Source organism: Thiomicrorhabdus sediminis (assembly GCF_005885815.1).
Lineage (GTDB): Bacteria > Pseudomonadota > Gammaproteobacteria > Thiomicrospirales > Thiomicrospiraceae > Thiomicrorhabdus > Thiomicrorhabdus sediminis.
Map to the genome: position 1 here is coordinate 2,202,682 of NZ_CP040602.1, position 16,555 is coordinate 2,219,236.

Here is a 16,555-nt window from a genome sequence, read left to right on the forward strand (position 1 = left end):
TATTCCTTATTGATTAAGTCCATCATTGTGTTGTTGGATAAATTCGATTAGCTTTTCCAGCGGCAAGGGCCTGCTATAGTAGAAACCTTGGATTTCATCACAACCTATTTTTTTGAGAAGCGCGCACTGCGCTTGTGTCTCAACCCCTTCGGCGAGCACTTTCAAGCCCAAATTATGCCCCATTTCGATAATACTTGCAGTAATCGCATAATCATCATTACCGTCTTCCAATTCACGAATAAAGGATTGGTCGATTTTCAAGCGGCTTGCGGGTAACGATTTTAAATAACTCAATGATGAATAGGCGATACCAAAATCGTCAATCGAGACCGTCATTCTTTCTTGCTGAAATCGGCTCAGGGTTTGAATCGCTTCTTGCGGTGAGCGCATCACCGCGCTTTCGGTGAGCTCCAAGTCGATTTTTTCGGCTTTGACACCGGTGCGATGCAACAATGCCAATAGATGATCAAGCAGGGAGGGCTCTTCAAATTGTCTGGCAGACAAATTGATACTCATGCTATGCAGGTCGATACCCTTTAATTGCAAAGTTTTCAGGTCGATCAATGCCTGCTCAAAAATCCAATACCCCAAAGGCACAATCAACCCGGTGTGCTCGGCGATAGGAATGAAATCGGCGGGACTCAAGCTGCCCAGCTCCTTGTCCTGCCAACGAACCAAAGCCTCGACCCCGCAGATCTGTTCGGTCTGTATATTGATTTTTGGCTGATATTCCAAATAAAAGCCTTTTTGTTCGTTGATGGCGCGGCGCAGGCTATTCTCGATACGCAGTCGAGCTTGTGATAACGACAACAGATTCTGTTGAAATAGTAGATAACGGTTGCGCCCTTGGATTTTGGCCTCGTTCATCGCGGTTTCGGCTTCGCGCGCCAATAATATAAAATCATCACTCGGCTCGACTTTAAAGGCGATACCGACACTACAGGTCAAAATCACCTGTTCATCTTCAAGTTCAATCGGCTCGGCAAGAGTCGCCAGTAATTTTTGCGCCAGCCTTTCCACCGTCTCTTTGTCAGGATAATTCATTATCGCTACGGTGAAGTGGTCACCGCCAAAGCGCGAGACAATGTTTTGATGCCGCGCTGCAATCTGCTTGATACGTGTCGAGACCTGCTGCAATACCAAATCTCCGGTGGAATGACCAAAAGATTCGTTAATGGCTTTGAAACCGTCTAAACCGATTGCCAGTACGGCAAGCCTTTTCTGCTTCCATTCCGGCTCTTTGGTATAGATTTCACCTAACTCTGCAAACATGGTGCGGTTGGGAAAACCGGTCAAGGAATCGAAATGTGACAACTTATAGATAGTCTCTTCCGAAGATTGCTGCAATTCATCAATCAGCTGCATATTCTGCTGGCGCAACTTGACCGTATCGAACGCCAATAAGGTGATAAAAATCAGTGCTAACACCAGTACAATACGGGTGGTCAGCTCAACCGGGAGGAAAAAAGCGCCCAGACAACCGATGGCGGCAAATCCAAAAAAACGCATCTTATTGATATAGAGAAAGTCGGAAATATAGGCGAAATAAAGCAGCGCATAGATCATCGCCACCCTGATTTGAAAATCACTGCTTTGGTTTTCTATAAAAAGCGGCACGATAATCAGTACCAGCAAAGCGATGCTTTTCAAATAAAACAGCATCACCTCCAAAGCATCGATGGATTTACAAAAACCGACCACCCCGAAGCCAAACAAGGGCACAAGAAACAGCGATATGGCAAGAATCAAGTCGCTCTCGAGATTCTGCCATAGGGAAAACACGGAAAAAATAAGAATAAGGACTACCGAAAACTTGATCCGCAACATCACGGTTTTTCGATAATTCTCGGTACTGTAGCCATGATGAGGCAAAACTCTAAATTGACTATTATTCTCCACAGATGACCTCATCACTGATAACCTATATTTTTAAGACATAAGCGCCGTAATTACTTTCACATATTAATCAACGATTTGCAATCGACTACCGTTTTCAACCCAAACCGAATTGAAACACCAAGCAACCCGTGCTCTACTCAGTGTAGGGTCAGCAAACCTGAATGTTAAATCAGAATATCTGATATGGGCGCAAAATTATGCGCGCAGGCTCCCTCATTCAATATAATGACGTTAAGATTTTTAGTTAAACCGCAAACCCCGATACCCGTCATTTATGCTCAGCACCCTAACCATCCTATTTCCGGTATTTGCTTTGATAGGCGCCGGCTATGCAAGCCGCAAGGCCGGTATTTTCGGCGCAAATGCGGCCGGTGAGCTAAGCCGATTTGTGATCTGGCTGGCACTGCCGGCACTGCTATTCGAAATTATGGCTAAAAGTGACTGGCAAAAGCTGTTTCAGGCGGATTTCATCATGGCCTATACGCTAGGCACCTTTGCGGTGTTTTTTCTGGTTTTGCTGTGGCGCTTGAAAAAAGGGGTCGATTTAGCCGCCGCAAGCATTGATAGTGTCGCCGCCTCTTATGCCAATACTGGTTATATCGGTTTTCCTCTGATGTTTCTGGTATTTGGTGCAGCCAGTGAAATACCTACCGCCATTGCCAGTATTATCGTTGTCTCGATTCTATTCGGATTTGCTTTGATACTGATTGAAACGGTGATACACGCTTCTTTGGCTTGGCACTTACGCGCACTCAATGTCTTCAAATCGGTTTTTAAGAATCCATTGGTGCTTGCCCCGATTGGCGGTGCCCTATTTGCCGCCACCCCCTATTCTCTGCCAAGCGGCGTGGATACCTTTTTGGGCTTACTGGCGGACGCGGCCAGTCCTTGCGCATTAATCAGTCTTGGGCTGTTTTTAGCCAATGCTTCGGCCGACCAAAGCGCAACACTGAGCCAAGCCCGTAAGACGGCTTTGAGCTTGACCGCAGCCAAACTGATAGTGCAACCACTATTAATGGCGGTGTTAGTGTTTTATCTGTTTGAGATACCGACCGAATTGGCGATGATGGCGGTATTTCTCGCTGCCCTGCCGACAGGTACAGGCCCTTATATGCTTGCCGAGTTTTACCGGAAGGATGCCTTGATTACCGCGCAGACCATTTTGTTATCGACCGTTTTATCTTTGCTGACGCTATCGCTTCTGCTCAATTTTTCACCGATTCCTTTAACCTGAAAAAATGGCAACAATTCAATGTTGCTTACAGCCAAAATAGTTTTTTAATCAGCTCAGTTATGTAATACTGCAAATTCTTCCTTATTAAATGCGGGGGAATGCGATGATTAAAGCAACTGTAAACGGTCGTAACGTCGAGCTTGAACAAGGCGCTACCTTATTGGACGCCGCGCGTCTTGCCGAAGTGCATATTCCAACCCTGTGCTATTACCCTCGCTTGCCAACCCATGCGGTTTGCCGTATGTGCCTGGTTGAGGTCAGCAGTGCGCCCAAACCTCAACCGGCTTGTAAAACCCAAGTCAAGGACGGCGATATTATCGTCACCGATTCGGCCAAACTGGAAGAGTTTCGCAAGACCGATATGCAATGGCTGCTGGCTCGCCACCCCAATGATTGTATTCGCTGTGAAGTCAACGGCTCCTGCCAGTTCCAAAACCTGGTCAGTGAATATCAACTGGAAGATGTCTGGCCGAAACTGCCGCGTGGCTCGATTCAGCACCCCGAACACCGCTTGACCGACCACACCTCGCCAAGCATCTGGCGAGACCTCTCCAAATGTGTCGAATGCGGACTTTGTGCCGAAGCCTGTGGCGATGCCGGACAAAATTTGCATATTATCGGGTTTGCCGAACGCAGTTCAGGACGGATTCCGGTGACCGTATTCGATCAAGAACTTTCCCAAACCGATTGTATCTCATGCGGCCAATGCACTCTGGTCTGCCCGGTGGGCGCTTTGATCGAAACGCCGCACTGGCATGATGTGATCCATACTCTAGATAGCCACCGCCGCGTCTCCGCGGTGCAGGTCGCACCAGCGACACGCGTTGCGATCGGTGAAGAGTTTGGCATGAAACCCGGTACTATCAGCACCGGTCGGATGATTAACGCCTTACGTCAACTCGGCTTCGATTATGTCTTTGATACCAACTTTGCCGCAGATTTGACCATTATGGAAGAAGGCACCGAATTATTGGCCCGCCTCAAAGAACACAAAAACCTGCCTTTATTCACCTCGTGTTGTCCCGGCTGGATTAACTGGGTGGAAATCCATCGTCCGGATATCCTGCCTCATCTCAGCACCACCAAATCACCCCAACAGATGCATGGCGCCCTAACCAAGCGTGGCGCTTTTGCGAAAAGCTTGGGCGCTGGTTTTGCTGAAGGCGAGGATGAACCCTATGTGGTCAGCGTCATGCCTTGTACCGCAAAAAAAGACGAAGCGCAGCGCCCTGGCGTTTCCGAGGATGTCGATCATGTGCTCACCACACGTGAATTGGCTCGTATGATTAAAGCCCGCGGCATCAAGTTCAATGCGCTTGAGGAAGATGGCGAATTTGATAATCCTCTGGGTGAAAGTACCGGTGCTGCGCAAATCTTCGGCGCCTCCGGCGGCGTTATGGAAGCGGTTGTCAGAACCGCCGCACACTTTATTGGTGAAGAAGATTCGTTACCCATGGATTGGCATCAATTGCGCGGCGTCCATCAAGGCATTAAAACCGCCGAGATCTCAGGCGTCGGCAAGGTTGCCATCTGTAACGGCATTGCCGCCGCACAACGACTGCTGGCAGATGAAAGCTGGCGCGACGAGTTCATCGCCATAGAAGTCATGGCTTGCGTCGGCGGCTGCCTGGGTGGCGGCGGCGAACCCAAATCGATGGATCCTCAAGTACTGCAAAAACGCATGCAGGCAATTTATCAGATTGATCAGAATTCACCACGACGCCGCTCTTATGAAAACCGCGACGTTCAAACCCTCTATGCCACCGAGCTTGACCAGCCCAATTCAGCCAAGGCGCATAAACTATTACACACCCACTATGCGCCAAGGCATTCGAAACGCTTGTTGTTGATGCAGTTTCTCGACAGTGTCGACCGTCGTGATAGCTCACGTATTGAGCAGCTGTTTCACCCGCAAGCCATTTGGTCAACGGCCTCGCCTTTTGGTGAAGTCAAAGGCATTGAAAATATCAAACGATTGATTTCCGAAAAATTGCCACCAAGGCAATTCGCGGCCATGTTTGCCCGCCATCAAATGCGTTCTGCCGCAGATAGTGAAGACCTAACCGTTATAACCCCGCTAGGAGAGACCTGTCGTTTCCACGTGGAACTGACAGAAACCGATGCCGGAACTGGAGGCAGACCATTAATAAAACGTCTGCAAAGAGAAGTCCTGTAGTGCCAGATTGACATTAAGCTGACTTCACACACGCTGTACTAAGGAAGCGAATATGAAAAAAGTATTAGTCATTGGTGCCAGCGGCTTTGTCGGCAGTCATGCTTTACAGGCGATTGCCGCCGACAACTCCATCGAAGTCATTGCCGCTTGCCGCAACCCACAAAGATTACCACCTGGGTTTACGGGTAAAATCAGCGCCGGAGATATCAATGACAAGGCTTATCTGCACTCACTGTTTGATGGCGTTGACACCGTCTGCAATGCTTTTGCATGGACCTCTTTATATGGTCATGCCCCAGAATCCGAACAACTTTTTCTGTCACCTACATTACATATGATCGATTTGGCCGTTAAGGCCGGGGTCACACGATTTATCAATGTCAGTACCACCAGCGCGGCAGCTCCGGACCGGTCGAACGATGCAATGAACGACGGTATTCGCAGGGATTTCTGGCCTCATTTGAACAATGTCATCCGCATTGAGAACTATTTGAGAGAAAAGGCCACAGGTTCATTCACCGTCATCAATTTGCGTTTAGGACTGTTTGCCGGTCAACGTTATGCCTTGGGGTTGTTACCGATTTTGATACCACGCTTGAAAACACACTTGGTACCTTGGGTGGCTCATGGACAAACCAGCATGCCAATCACCGATGGACGAGATATCGGTCAGGCTTTTTACCGAGCCGTAGTGACCGAGGGCATATCGGGCTACGAGTCATTTAATATCACTGGTCCGGAAATACCCACGGTTCGAGAGGTTATTGAATACCTGCATAGCAAAGGTCACCCTAAACCCCATTTCAATGTTTCCTTTTCCATGGCTTATCTATTTGGTTGGCTAATGGAAAAATTGAACCCTATTGTACCCTGGCAACCCTTGGTGACCCGAAGCATTATTCACTTACTGGAAGAGGTCAATGTCGACAACCACAAGGCTACTGACATACTTGGTTATCAACCGCAACACCACTGGCAAGAAGCAATCGATGTACAATTAAGCGAGATGCAGCACAAGCAACAAGCCAATATGAGTATGGCCAAACCCATAAATTAGCACCGACTTGGCATCAAATAATACTGTTTTCATCCTCAAATTGCCGAATGAAATGTGGAATCGGCTCGAATCAAACCCGCCGAAAAAATAAAAATCCCCAACCCGATCTGGACAGGTTGAGGATTATCTAGCTTAATCAAATTGATTCAGGTTATTTAAGAGTGATCACTTCGGAGCCTTTTTCTCCGGTATTGTCTGATAACTGAACCGTTACCTTATCACCTTTATCGGCCTTAACCTTGACCGCCATATAAGGGTTGGCCGAAACCGCACCTGACCATTGGGCATCAACGGTTTTCTCACCATTTACCAGCACTTCCACCATATCGATAAATTTCGCTGGATACGGCTTACCGGTTTTCTTATTCATACGCGCACCGGATTCCATCTCATGCTTAATCAAAGCTTTGATTTCAGCTACGCCATTGACTGATTTACCACGCATTCTGATTTTAATACTCATCATCTTGTCCTCTACAGAATTCTTAATCTAAAGTTTTGGCTTTTTAAATAGTTACGTTTTAAAAAGAGAGATTTTATTCAGTGTCTAGGCGCTTAAGAAACCGAATCGGAATGTATATCGATACATGAGAATCGGAAGTCGCAAGGCAACAACGACACTGGATCAAAGATCCTTTTTAAATTTAACTAGCCGCCGCAGCCACCAATCGTGACTTTAACTTCTTGTTTCGCTTGATAGAGTTTGCCACCGGCTTTGACCACCGCCATGACATCCATGGTTTGTCCCATCTTGATACGAGTCGAGACATAACCTTCGGCACCGGCGGCAAATCGGTATTCACAAACCAACGGCTGCGGGTTCTTGCTGGCAAGAATCGCAATCGACTCCACGCCTTCAAGTGCCGAAGCATCAACCGTCACCGGGGTTACCGCACCATTTTCTGCAATTGCCGGCGCCTTTAATTGAATATCGCCCGACTCTGCAACACTGCTGCTACCAAAAATTCCTTTCAATGCCTCATCACTGGTCTTCGCACTGAAAGCCTGTTTGTTCCAATCCGCTAATACGGTTGTTGGAGTTAGTAAACCTGCATTCACCGCAATCAATGCAGAACCGGTTGCTAATCCGTGTTTTAAAAATGATCTACGTTTCATGATCGTTAGCTCCTTTTAGAAAATTACTGGTGAGGAATTAAACCCTTCGTTTGTAGCACCTGTTTGATTATCAATATAAGCAAGGGCTAATATCCTTGACTCCAGATTATTCATTTCCATAGATAAGGCAAGCAAAATAATTTGCCACATTTTTATCCCATCAAAACTTCAAAACACTTAAAACAGATATTTTTATACTTACTTATCAACAGGTTATAACAAAAACCAAACCTCCATTAGAAAAACTAGCGTATAAACTATTGCCAGAGTTGCTCCAAACAATCAGTACTTGCCTCAATACTTATCACAAGATTGAAAAGCATGGATTTGCTTGCACGGATGGGTAAATAGCCGTAAAGTTCTTGCCAATTGGAGTCAAAATCACAAGTAAAGGAATGCTATGCGACAGGTGGTGATTACGGGTGGAAATAAAGGCATCGGCCTTGCTTTAAGCAAAATGTATCTTGATCAGGGAGACTTTGTCCATATCATTGCCCGCGATTTCAGCAATCAGGCCGGGTTCGATTACCAGAACCACCCTAATGTTAAGCTTCATCCTTTCGACCTCAGCCACATTGAGCAGTTAGAAGCCTTAACCAACCGATTCGATAATATCGATGTGCTCATTAATAATGCCGGGCTTTTGCAGCCGATTACCTATGAAAACTATCCCCGCGAACGCCGTGACTACGCCTTGAACCTGAATATCATCGCCCCGGTTGAGCTGACCCGTTTATTGGAACCGGCTCTCAGGGCCAAGTCAGCCTATACTCCAAGAGTGGTCAATAACGCCTCGATTGCCGGACAGATTGGTCATCCCGATATTTGGTACGGTATTGCCAAGGCGGGCTTAATCAATGCAACCAAAGCTTATTCGAAAGCCTTTAGAGGTGACATTATTATCAATGCGGTCGCGCCTAGCCCGGTGGAAACCGATTTACTGGCGAGTATTCCCGAACATCGACAAAAAGCGTTTTTGCAAAACACCATTAGCGGCCGTTTTGCCTCGGCCGAGGAAGTCGCTCAGGCGATGTTCTGGCTAGGTACGGAATGCCCTGAATACATCAATGGAATCTGCATCGACATCAATAACGGTTCCTTGCCAAGATAATGTCTCAAAGCATCTGCACCAAGATACGCATAACAGCTTAAACCATTAATTTATATACGGTTTTTCTTGATTGCAAAACACTACAAAAAGTAAAAAAATTCTGCGGATTTGATAAAACATCAATTATGATATCTTTATGAAGTCTGCAAATATCCCCAATATGCCGCCAAAAATTGAGTCCATCAATAAGAAGCCTCTGTATCTATTGGCGCTGATTCTTTTAACGACCTATTTGCTGGTTTCATTTGTCCTTTATGACAAAATCCGCCAATCAACGATTGAAAACAAGCTTAATGATTTAAGCCATCATCTACTCTACCAAAAAGCCTTACGTAGCTATATCAGCAACAATGTCAAACCGGTAATCTACGATTATATGCATCAAGGTCTGCTTTCATCGGACTACTTTGAAAAACGTGTCTTATCTTCGGCCTATATCTCAGAGCAGGTTTTCCGTATTTATCAGAACCTGCTTATTGAGAACCAATTACCCGAGTGGCAATACCGGATAGCCGCCAGTAATGCGATGAATCCGAAAAACCAGGCAAGCCAAACCGAGTTGGAATTGATAGAGCGTTTCAACCAGGAGCCTAATTTAAAGCAGATCCAGAATATTGATAGCATCAATGGCAAAGAAGCGCTTCATGTCATATTGCCTTTGGCAAAAACACAATCTTCATGCTTATATTGTCATGGTGATCCGAAACAGGCTCCGCAAGATTTGATCGAACAATATGGCAGTGAACGCGGCTTTTTTGAACCGGTCGGTAAAATTCGCGGTTTTATTTCCTATAAGATCGACTTGGATAATGCCTTAAAGACCTCCAAACAAGCTTTTCTCACCGTCAATACAATCATCTTGCTAACCTCTATTCTGATTTTCGTGCTGGTCAGCCTGATCTACAACTCGGAGCAGAAGAGAAAATTGCTCAACAACAAATTACAACGTGAAACACATTATATTGCTCATCATGACTTTTTGACCGGATTGAAAAACCGTCATAGCCTGAATTTGACTCTGCCGCAAAAACTCATCGAGTATCAAGAATCCGACAATAAAAAAGCCATTTGGGCGATAATGATCGATATCGATCACTTTAAGAAGATCAATGACAGCTACGGTCATGATATCGGCGATCGGGCTTTGCAGGAACTTGGCAAAATTCTGAAAAGGGTCGCCAAATTCTATATCAACGCCGATGTCTATCGTTTAGGCGGTGAGGAATTTCTTATCGTGCTAGAAGGCACTGAAGATTCGATCAAACAGCTTTATCACCGCATCCAAGAGCTACTCGATAAAATCACAATCGATCAGTGTGAACAAGACATAAAAGTTTCTGCCGGGGCGACAGCATACCGTCGGCAAGAACAGCAATACGATTTTCTTAAGCGTGCCGACAACGCGCTTTACAGCGCCAAGCAGCAAGGGCGTAACTGCATGGTCATCGATTGATCCGTTAATTGGGATTGAGGTGGCTGCAACTAACTGATTTCAATTTCATTCAACAGACGTTTTGAATCTTTGCCCTGCTTACGATATTCATAAATGTTCTGCGCGGTGGTTTCGGCAATATGGCTCAAAGCTTCCTCGGTAAAGTAGGCTTGATGTCCGGTCACCAATACGTTGGGAAAGGTCAATAAACGCTCGAATTCGTCATCATAGATAATCTCGCAGGAGTGGTCCTCAAAAAACAACGCGCCTTCGCGTTCAAAAACATCCATACCCAAGTAGCCGATTTTCTTAGACTTGAGGCCTTCTATCAGCGCTTTGGAATCCATCAAGGCACCGCGTCCGGTATTGATCAACATGACCCCCTTTTTCATCGTCGCAATGCTCTGATCATTAATCAAATGTGTCGATTCAGGGGTTAGGGGGCAATGCAGAGTGATGATATCGGCATTTTCGAAAAGGGTGTTCAATTCGACTTGCTTGATCCCCAACTCTTTACAGGCCTCGCAGGAATAGGGATCATAAATCAAAACATGGCAACCAAACGCCTTGAGCATTTTACCTACCAAGCGACCGATTCGACCGGCACCGACAATTCCGACTGTTTTACCGTGCATATCGAAACCCAGCAGCCCTTTCAAAGCGAAGTTGCCATCACGCACACGGTTATAGGCTTTATGAAACTTTCGGTTCAATGCCAACATCAGACCAATCGTATGTTCTGCGACCGCATAAGGGGAGTAGGCAGGAACTCGAACCACACGCAGACCTAAACGCTTGGCCTCGGCCAAATCGACATTATTGAATCCGGCACAACGCAAAGCGATTAGCTCTACGCCATAGTCATTGAGTTGTTGCAGAATCGGCGCGCTTAAATCGTCATTGACAAACGCGGTGATTACTTTGGCTTGCTTGGCATAGACTACGGTATTGGCATCCAAAGGCACTTCCAGGTATTTCGCATGGATGGTTTCATCGAAAACCCGACACAAGGCCTGCTCGTCATACTCTTTACAGCTGAAGGAGACAACGTGGGTAACGGTATTATCAGACATCATTTCTTCCTTTAGTGCCAGCGAAGTTTAAGTGCTTAGCGCTAAAGTTATGATGCCAAAATTTCGACCAAATCTGAACCATTATATTTGACCGCGCAGTTTCGGCCATGTTGTTTGGCCAGATACATACCGTCGTCGGCAGCTTTATATAACCGGTCAAAATCGGCACGTGTTGCCACCTGACTAGAACTGATTCCCATCGATACGGTGACAAAAGGATGCTCGCTTTCGTTGGCGCTACGCAGGTTTAAATTTTCAATCTCTTTGACCAGTCCAACAAGCCATTTTTCGATATTATCGCTGTCGCGACCGCTGACCAGCCCGCCGAACTCTTCTCCCCCCAATCGAAACACCAGGTCGTTCTCGCGTTTGACATAGTCTTTAATGGTCTTGCCCACCAACTGTAACGCCTCGTCTCCCTGTTGATGACCATAGGTGTCGTTGTAGAATTTAAAATCATCGATATCCAGTAAAAAGAAGGTCATCTGTTTTTCTTGGTTTTGACTCTGCAGCACAAAATCATCAATCACCTCATTGAAGTAATGGCGGTTATACAACCCCGTCAAGGCATCGGTACGCGACATATTGCGCAGCTCCTGCATGCACAATTGCTGCGCATTGCGGCGATGATTTTCACGTTTGGCACTGATGCATCGACTGAACTCGACCAAAAACGCGACACCGGCAGAAATCAGTGAAATCAGCAGCAAACGGACAATATCATCATAATGCCATTCACCACCATACCAGCGCCCCACTCCTTGAAAAGCAATCGGCATGATCAGAACCAGCCAAATGGCAAAATACAGCACTCCGGCACGGTTACCGTTAAGCAGAAATAAAATAAAAGGGATTAACGGCGCCAGAAAAATCAAATCGTATTGATAGGAACTATAACCAAGTAACATGGCATAACCGCATACGGTGATCACCGCGGTGATGTGTCCGATCATGACTAGGTTTTGCTTTTTGCGCAACAGCAGCATCAAACCGATAAAGACAAAAAAGGCGATAATATGCATGACAAAGCCGTAAGATCCGGGGGAGGTAAACAAGTTCAGCGTTGCTAAAAACGCATTCAATAGCACACCCACCAACAATAAGGCATTTGCCAATAATAGCCTTGAATAACGACGTGGATCCTCAATACTGGTATCCAATGCCCTTGCCCAGATAGGTTTGGCTGTTTCTAAATCCGCTGACTCTTTCATTCCCGAAATCCAATACGCTTACAGTTGATGGCGATTAAACAAATTCGTTCAGTTAATAATGAACATGAACAGACTTAATCGGCACAAGTACGTAAAAGTTTAGCCTTAAAATAATTAAATACGCATTTTAACCTATCAAAAATAAATCGCAATTAAAACTTGGAGACCAAAATAACCCTCCATTGCATTTCAGCAGACATAAAAAAACCGCCGCTTATCTTGTGATAGGCGACGGCTTTAAACCAACTGTTTTTATTGTCGACCCAGGCCTTATAAAGCTCTGGCACGTAAATAAGTCTGTTCGGAAATTTCCGTCCATTTAATCACTTGTTCTTTAAACGCCTTTTGTGAGGCCCAAGCGCGCTTAGACAAATCATCCTTGGCAGCTTCTTCTTCAATGACTTCCATCGAGATCTTTTTCAACTCTTTTAAAACATCATCCGGGAAGTGGCGTAATTCAACATTATGCTCGGTAATCAATGTATGCAGAGCCTGCTGGTTACGTGCGGTATATTCCGACAACATATCGGCGTTGGCAACCTTGATGGCATTACGCACGATACTCTGCAGGTCCGCTGGCAATCCGTTAAATGCTTCGGCATTGATCATACATTCCATGGTGGTACCCGGCTCCTGCCAGCCTGGAGTGTAGTAATACTTGGCCACCTTATGGAAACCAAACGCCAAGTCATTGTATGGGCCAACCCATTCGGTGGCGTCAATCGCCCCCGATTGCATGGATGGGAACAGCTCGCCACCAGGAAGAGTTACCGGAATACCGCCGGCACGTTTCAAGACTTCGCCACCCAAGCCCGGCATACGCATTTTCAAACCTTCCAAATCGGCCAAGGAATTGATTTCCTTATTGAACCAGCCACCCATCTGAGTGCCTGAGTTTCCGCCCGGATTTGGAATCAGACCAAATGGTTTATAGGCTTCTTCCCAAAGTTCAAGACCACCGCCATAAAACAACCAGGCATTCATTTCATCTGCCGTCAGACCAAAAGGTACCGAAGAGAAAAACGAGGCCGAAGGAATCTTACCTTTCCAGTAGTAAGCCCCGGCATGCCCTAATTGCGCATTGCCCTGTGATACCGCATCAAACACCTCAAAAGCACCCACCAGTTCACCGGCACCATAGACCTTGACATTGATACGTCCACCGCTCATTTCGGTAATCAACTTAGCGATATTATTGGCGCAAGTACCTAGTCCAGGAAAGTTCTTCGGCCAGGTGGTGACCATTTTCCATTCATAGCTTTTTTGAGGTTCGACATTGACGGTTTTTGCCGACTCTTCATTACCACAAGCCGTCAAAGCCGTTGCCGCAGTCGCCCCCGCTACAGCGCCGAGAAAATCTCTACGTTTCATACTAAAACTCCTTTATTAAATTTGGCTCCATTTTAGCAAAATCCCATTTATCTGCTATATTTTCTAAATTGTTGATATACGTCATGTTACCCAGTAAGAAAATCTGCTAACCTAAACCGGGTGAAATATCACACCCCCCTCGACAATATGAATAAAAAAACACATTGATTAAACCTTGCGGTCATTCGGGAGCACATGATGAAACTTACCCCTAAGCTGTTAAGCAGTTTTTTGTTAGTTGGCCTGACACCCCTGTTTATTTTCGCCATAGTTTCCATTCAACAAGCCGATAGAGGCCTCAAACAACTGGCAGAAGGCCAGCTGGCATCCATTCGTGATGGTCAAAAAGCCTCTATCGAGCGTTACTTCGACAATGTCGCCAGTCAGGTTTATACCTTGGCCGATACTCAGGTTATTTTACAAGCGATGTTCTACCTGCCTAATCAGGTCAATAGCTATCAGGCTCTGGCGAAAGAGCAAAACCTCGAAAATGTGCGCGCGCAATTATCGCAAAGCTACCTAAAGCTGGATTCGGCAAAAAACCTCAACCAACAAAACTATGCCGAAAAGCTCGACGATGTCGCCTTGATGATGCAGCAGGACTACCTGCTTAATAACCCGAATAATGAAACCGAATTCTGGAAACTGAATAAAGGAACCAGCCAATCGCCTTATCACGCTATCCACGCCTCGATGCAGCCGGTGGTGAAAAACTTTATCGATAACGCTAAATTCAAAGACCTTTATCTAATCGATTACAAAAGCGGGCGTATTTTATATAGCGTCAATAAAAAGGCCGATTTCGGTCTATTACTGCCATCCAGCCCACTGGCTGAAAGCGGTCTGGATCAGGCTTATCAGCAGGCGAAAAACCTAAACTATCATGAAATGGCATTGATCGACTTTGCTCCTTATAAAGCCGTTGGAAATCAGGTAAGAGCCTTTGCCGCCACACCGATCTTTTTCAATAACCAACCTCTAGGCGTTTTGGTGGTACAACTGGATAACAGTGCCTTAGAACAAATCACCTCCGATCAAAGCGCCGGCGACTCGAGTCGTGACAGTTTTATTGTCGGTAGCGATTACCTGATGCGTACCGCTTCCAGAAAGGATGCCGCTCACCAGGTGGCCGAATCCTTCACCAACCCAGCTAGTGGTGCCGCGAATTATGCCGCCGTCAATCAGGCGCTAAAAGACAATGCCGGGGTCGACATGATGGCGAGCTTTAATCAGACACAAGTAATGAGTGCCTATACACCGCTGGATATTTACGGTTTGAAATGGGCGCTAATTGCTGAACTCGATAGAGATGAAGCCCTTGCCAGCAGCCACAGCTTGCAAATGACCGCATGGCTGGTTTTTGTCATTGCCGTTTTATTGATTGTCTTGCTGGCGGTTCTGATTGTACGCACCATCACTCAGCCAATTCATAAACTGGTACAGACCATTCAGCAAATCGAATTAAGCAGTGATTTCAATATTCGTCATCAGGTACAAGGTCAAGATGAAATTGCGCAAGCAGGTATTGCCATCAATAATTTAATGGGCAAACTGGACAACTCTTTTGGAGAGATCAAACAGATTATGCAAGCGATCGGTGACGGGGATTTCACACAACGCGTCAATGCCGAACTCAACGGTGACCTGGATGAACTGAAACAGGCGGTCAATGCCTCGGCGCAAAGCGTTCAGTTCACCATGAACGAATTATCAAAAGTGATGCAAGGAATCGCACTGGGTGATTTCTCGGTACGTTTGGATGAACAAGTGCGCGGCGAACTGAAACATCAGGTCGATACCGCCTTAAGCCAAATGGACAATGCGATTCACAGCATCAGTGAAGCCATGGAATGCTCCGCCAAAGGGGTGTTCTCACGTCGCGTTGAAGGTGAACTGCAAGGTCAGATGCAAAACCTGCAGAACTCGGTCAATGCTTCGCTATCGGAAATACAGTCGGCGATTGATGAAATCACTAATTCCGCCAAGGCGATGGCCGAAGGTAATCTGACCCAGATGATCGAAGACCAATATGAAGGAGAACTGGAAGAACTGAAGCAGGCATTGAACAGTTCCATCCAACATTTGGGCAATATGGTGTTATCGATTCGTGAAGCTTCGAATATCGTTTCCAATGATGCCAACGAGATCTCTAGCGGCAGTATTGAACTCAACCAGCGTACCCAACAACAGGCCGAATCGCTGGAAAAAACCGCTACCGCTATGGAACAGATGACCGCATCGGTGCAAAACACCTCGCAAAACGCACAACGCGCTCACGAACTGGCACAAAATGCGAGCACGACCACCCAACAGGGGGTGCAGATTATGCAGCAGACCATGAAAGCGATGCATGATATTGAGCAGGCAAGCGGCAAAATCAATGAAATCATCACCATGATTGATGGTGTCGCTTTCCAGACCAATCTTTTGGCATTAAACGCCGCGGTGGAGGCGGCTCGCGCCGGTGAAGCCGGTCGTGGTTTTGCCGTGGTCGCCGGTGAAGTGCGTAATCTGGCAGGGCGCTCCGCCGATGCGGCAAACGAGATCAAACAACTGATTGAAAACACGGTAAAAGAGATTCAGGGGGGAACCCAACTGGTGAATCAATCCAATGAGTCGCTGGAACAGATTCATCTGGCGATTGAGGAGGTCAATAACATTGTTGCCGAAATCAGCGCCGCCAGCTTGGAACAAGCCGATGGCATCACTCAGGTCAATAGCAGTATCACCGATATGGATCAAACCACGCAGAACAATGCGCATCTGGTGGAAACCCTATCGCAAAATGCAATTCAGGTGAACAGCGAAGCCCAAGAGCTTGAATCCACCGTGGCCGGTTTTGAAATTGATAGTCAAAAACGTCTTAAGTAAATTT

At 46.3% G+C, this 16,555-nt stretch carries 12 protein-coding genes; 6 read left to right on the plus strand and 6 right to left on the minus strand.

The window, feature by feature from the left end:
* Window positions 1-6: 6 nt before the first annotated feature.
* Window positions 7-1,899, minus strand: coding sequence for an EAL domain-containing protein (locus tag FE785_RS10025; protein ID WP_168188958.1), 1,893 nt, complete (start codon window positions 1,897-1,899; stop codon window positions 7-9).
* Between the two features lie 274 nt (window positions 1,900-2,173).
* Here FE785_RS10025 and FE785_RS10030 point away from each other — a divergent pair, with 274 nt between their 5' ends.
* From FE785_RS10030 to FE785_RS10040, 3 genes are all read left to right on the plus strand, one after another.
* A complete protein-coding gene (locus FE785_RS10030; protein ID WP_138565613.1) occupies window positions 2,174-3,133 on the plus strand; it encodes an AEC family transporter in 960 nt (319 codons plus the stop codon).
* 103 nt (window positions 3,134-3,236) lie between these two features.
* Window positions 3,237-5,309: a [FeFe] hydrogenase, group A gene (locus tag FE785_RS10035; RefSeq protein ID WP_138565614.1), complete on the plus strand. Its 2,073-nt coding sequence runs from the start codon at window positions 3,237-3,239 to the stop codon at window positions 5,307-5,309.
* A 52-nt stretch (window positions 5,310-5,361) separates the two neighbouring features.
* Window positions 5,362-6,366, plus strand: coding sequence for an NAD-dependent epimerase/dehydratase family protein (locus tag FE785_RS10040; protein WP_138565615.1), 1,005 nt, complete (start codon window positions 5,362-5,364; stop codon window positions 6,364-6,366).
* A gap of 151 nt (window positions 6,367-6,517) precedes the next feature.
* Here the strand turns inward: FE785_RS10040 and soxZ are convergent, their stop codons facing one another.
* Both soxZ and soxY read right to left on the minus strand, forming a co-directional pair.
* Entirely contained in the window at window positions 6,518-6,832 is a 315-nt protein-coding gene (gene soxZ / locus FE785_RS10045) for a thiosulfate oxidation carrier complex protein SoxZ (protein WP_238696265.1), read from the minus strand.
* A 182-nt stretch (window positions 6,833-7,014) separates the two neighbouring features.
* On the minus strand, window positions 7,015-7,482 hold the full coding sequence (gene soxY / locus FE785_RS10050) for a thiosulfate oxidation carrier protein SoxY (RefSeq protein WP_138565616.1): 468 nt from the start codon (window positions 7,480-7,482) through the stop codon (window positions 7,015-7,017).
* A 400-nt stretch (window positions 7,483-7,882) separates the two neighbouring features.
* On the opposite strand from soxY, the gene FE785_RS10055 reads away from it, so the two are divergent.
* Both FE785_RS10055 and FE785_RS10060 read left to right on the plus strand, forming a co-directional pair.
* Window positions 7,883-8,593, plus strand: coding sequence for an SDR family NAD(P)-dependent oxidoreductase (locus FE785_RS10055; RefSeq protein WP_138565617.1), 711 nt, complete (start codon window positions 7,883-7,885; stop codon window positions 8,591-8,593).
* Between the two features lie 136 nt (window positions 8,594-8,729).
* Window positions 8,730-10,046: a diguanylate cyclase domain-containing protein gene (locus FE785_RS10060; protein ID WP_138565618.1), complete on the plus strand. Its 1,317-nt coding sequence runs from the start codon at window positions 8,730-8,732 to the stop codon at window positions 10,044-10,046.
* 29 nt (window positions 10,047-10,075) lie between these two features.
* Here the strand turns inward: FE785_RS10060 and FE785_RS10065 are convergent, their stop codons facing one another.
* The 3 genes from FE785_RS10065 to FE785_RS10075 all read right to left on the minus strand — a co-directional run bounded on the left by FE785_RS10065 (window position 10,076) and on the right by FE785_RS10075 (window position 13,680).
* Window positions 10,076-11,101 (minus strand): 2-hydroxyacid dehydrogenase, encoded by a 1,026-nt coding sequence (locus FE785_RS10065; protein ID WP_275115346.1) that lies wholly within the window; start codon window positions 11,099-11,101, stop codon window positions 10,076-10,078.
* Window positions 11,102-11,145: 44 nt separating this feature from the next.
* The gene (locus FE785_RS10070; protein WP_138565619.1) at window positions 11,146-12,309 is read right to left on the minus strand and encodes a GGDEF domain-containing protein; all 1,164 of its coding nucleotides are present in this window, start codon (window positions 12,307-12,309) and stop codon (window positions 11,146-11,148) included.
* A 270-nt stretch (window positions 12,310-12,579) separates the two neighbouring features.
* Window positions 12,580-13,680: a TRAP transporter substrate-binding protein gene (locus tag FE785_RS10075; RefSeq protein ID WP_138565620.1), complete on the minus strand. Its 1,101-nt coding sequence runs from the start codon at window positions 13,678-13,680 to the stop codon at window positions 12,580-12,582.
* A 195-nt stretch (window positions 13,681-13,875) separates the two neighbouring features.
* Between FE785_RS10075 and FE785_RS10080 the strand changes: the two genes are divergently transcribed.
* On the plus strand, window positions 13,876-16,551 hold the full coding sequence (locus FE785_RS10080; protein WP_138565621.1) for a methyl-accepting chemotaxis protein: 2,676 nt from the start codon (window positions 13,876-13,878) through the stop codon (window positions 16,549-16,551).
* The last annotated feature ends 4 nt before the right edge of the window (window positions 16,552-16,555 follow it).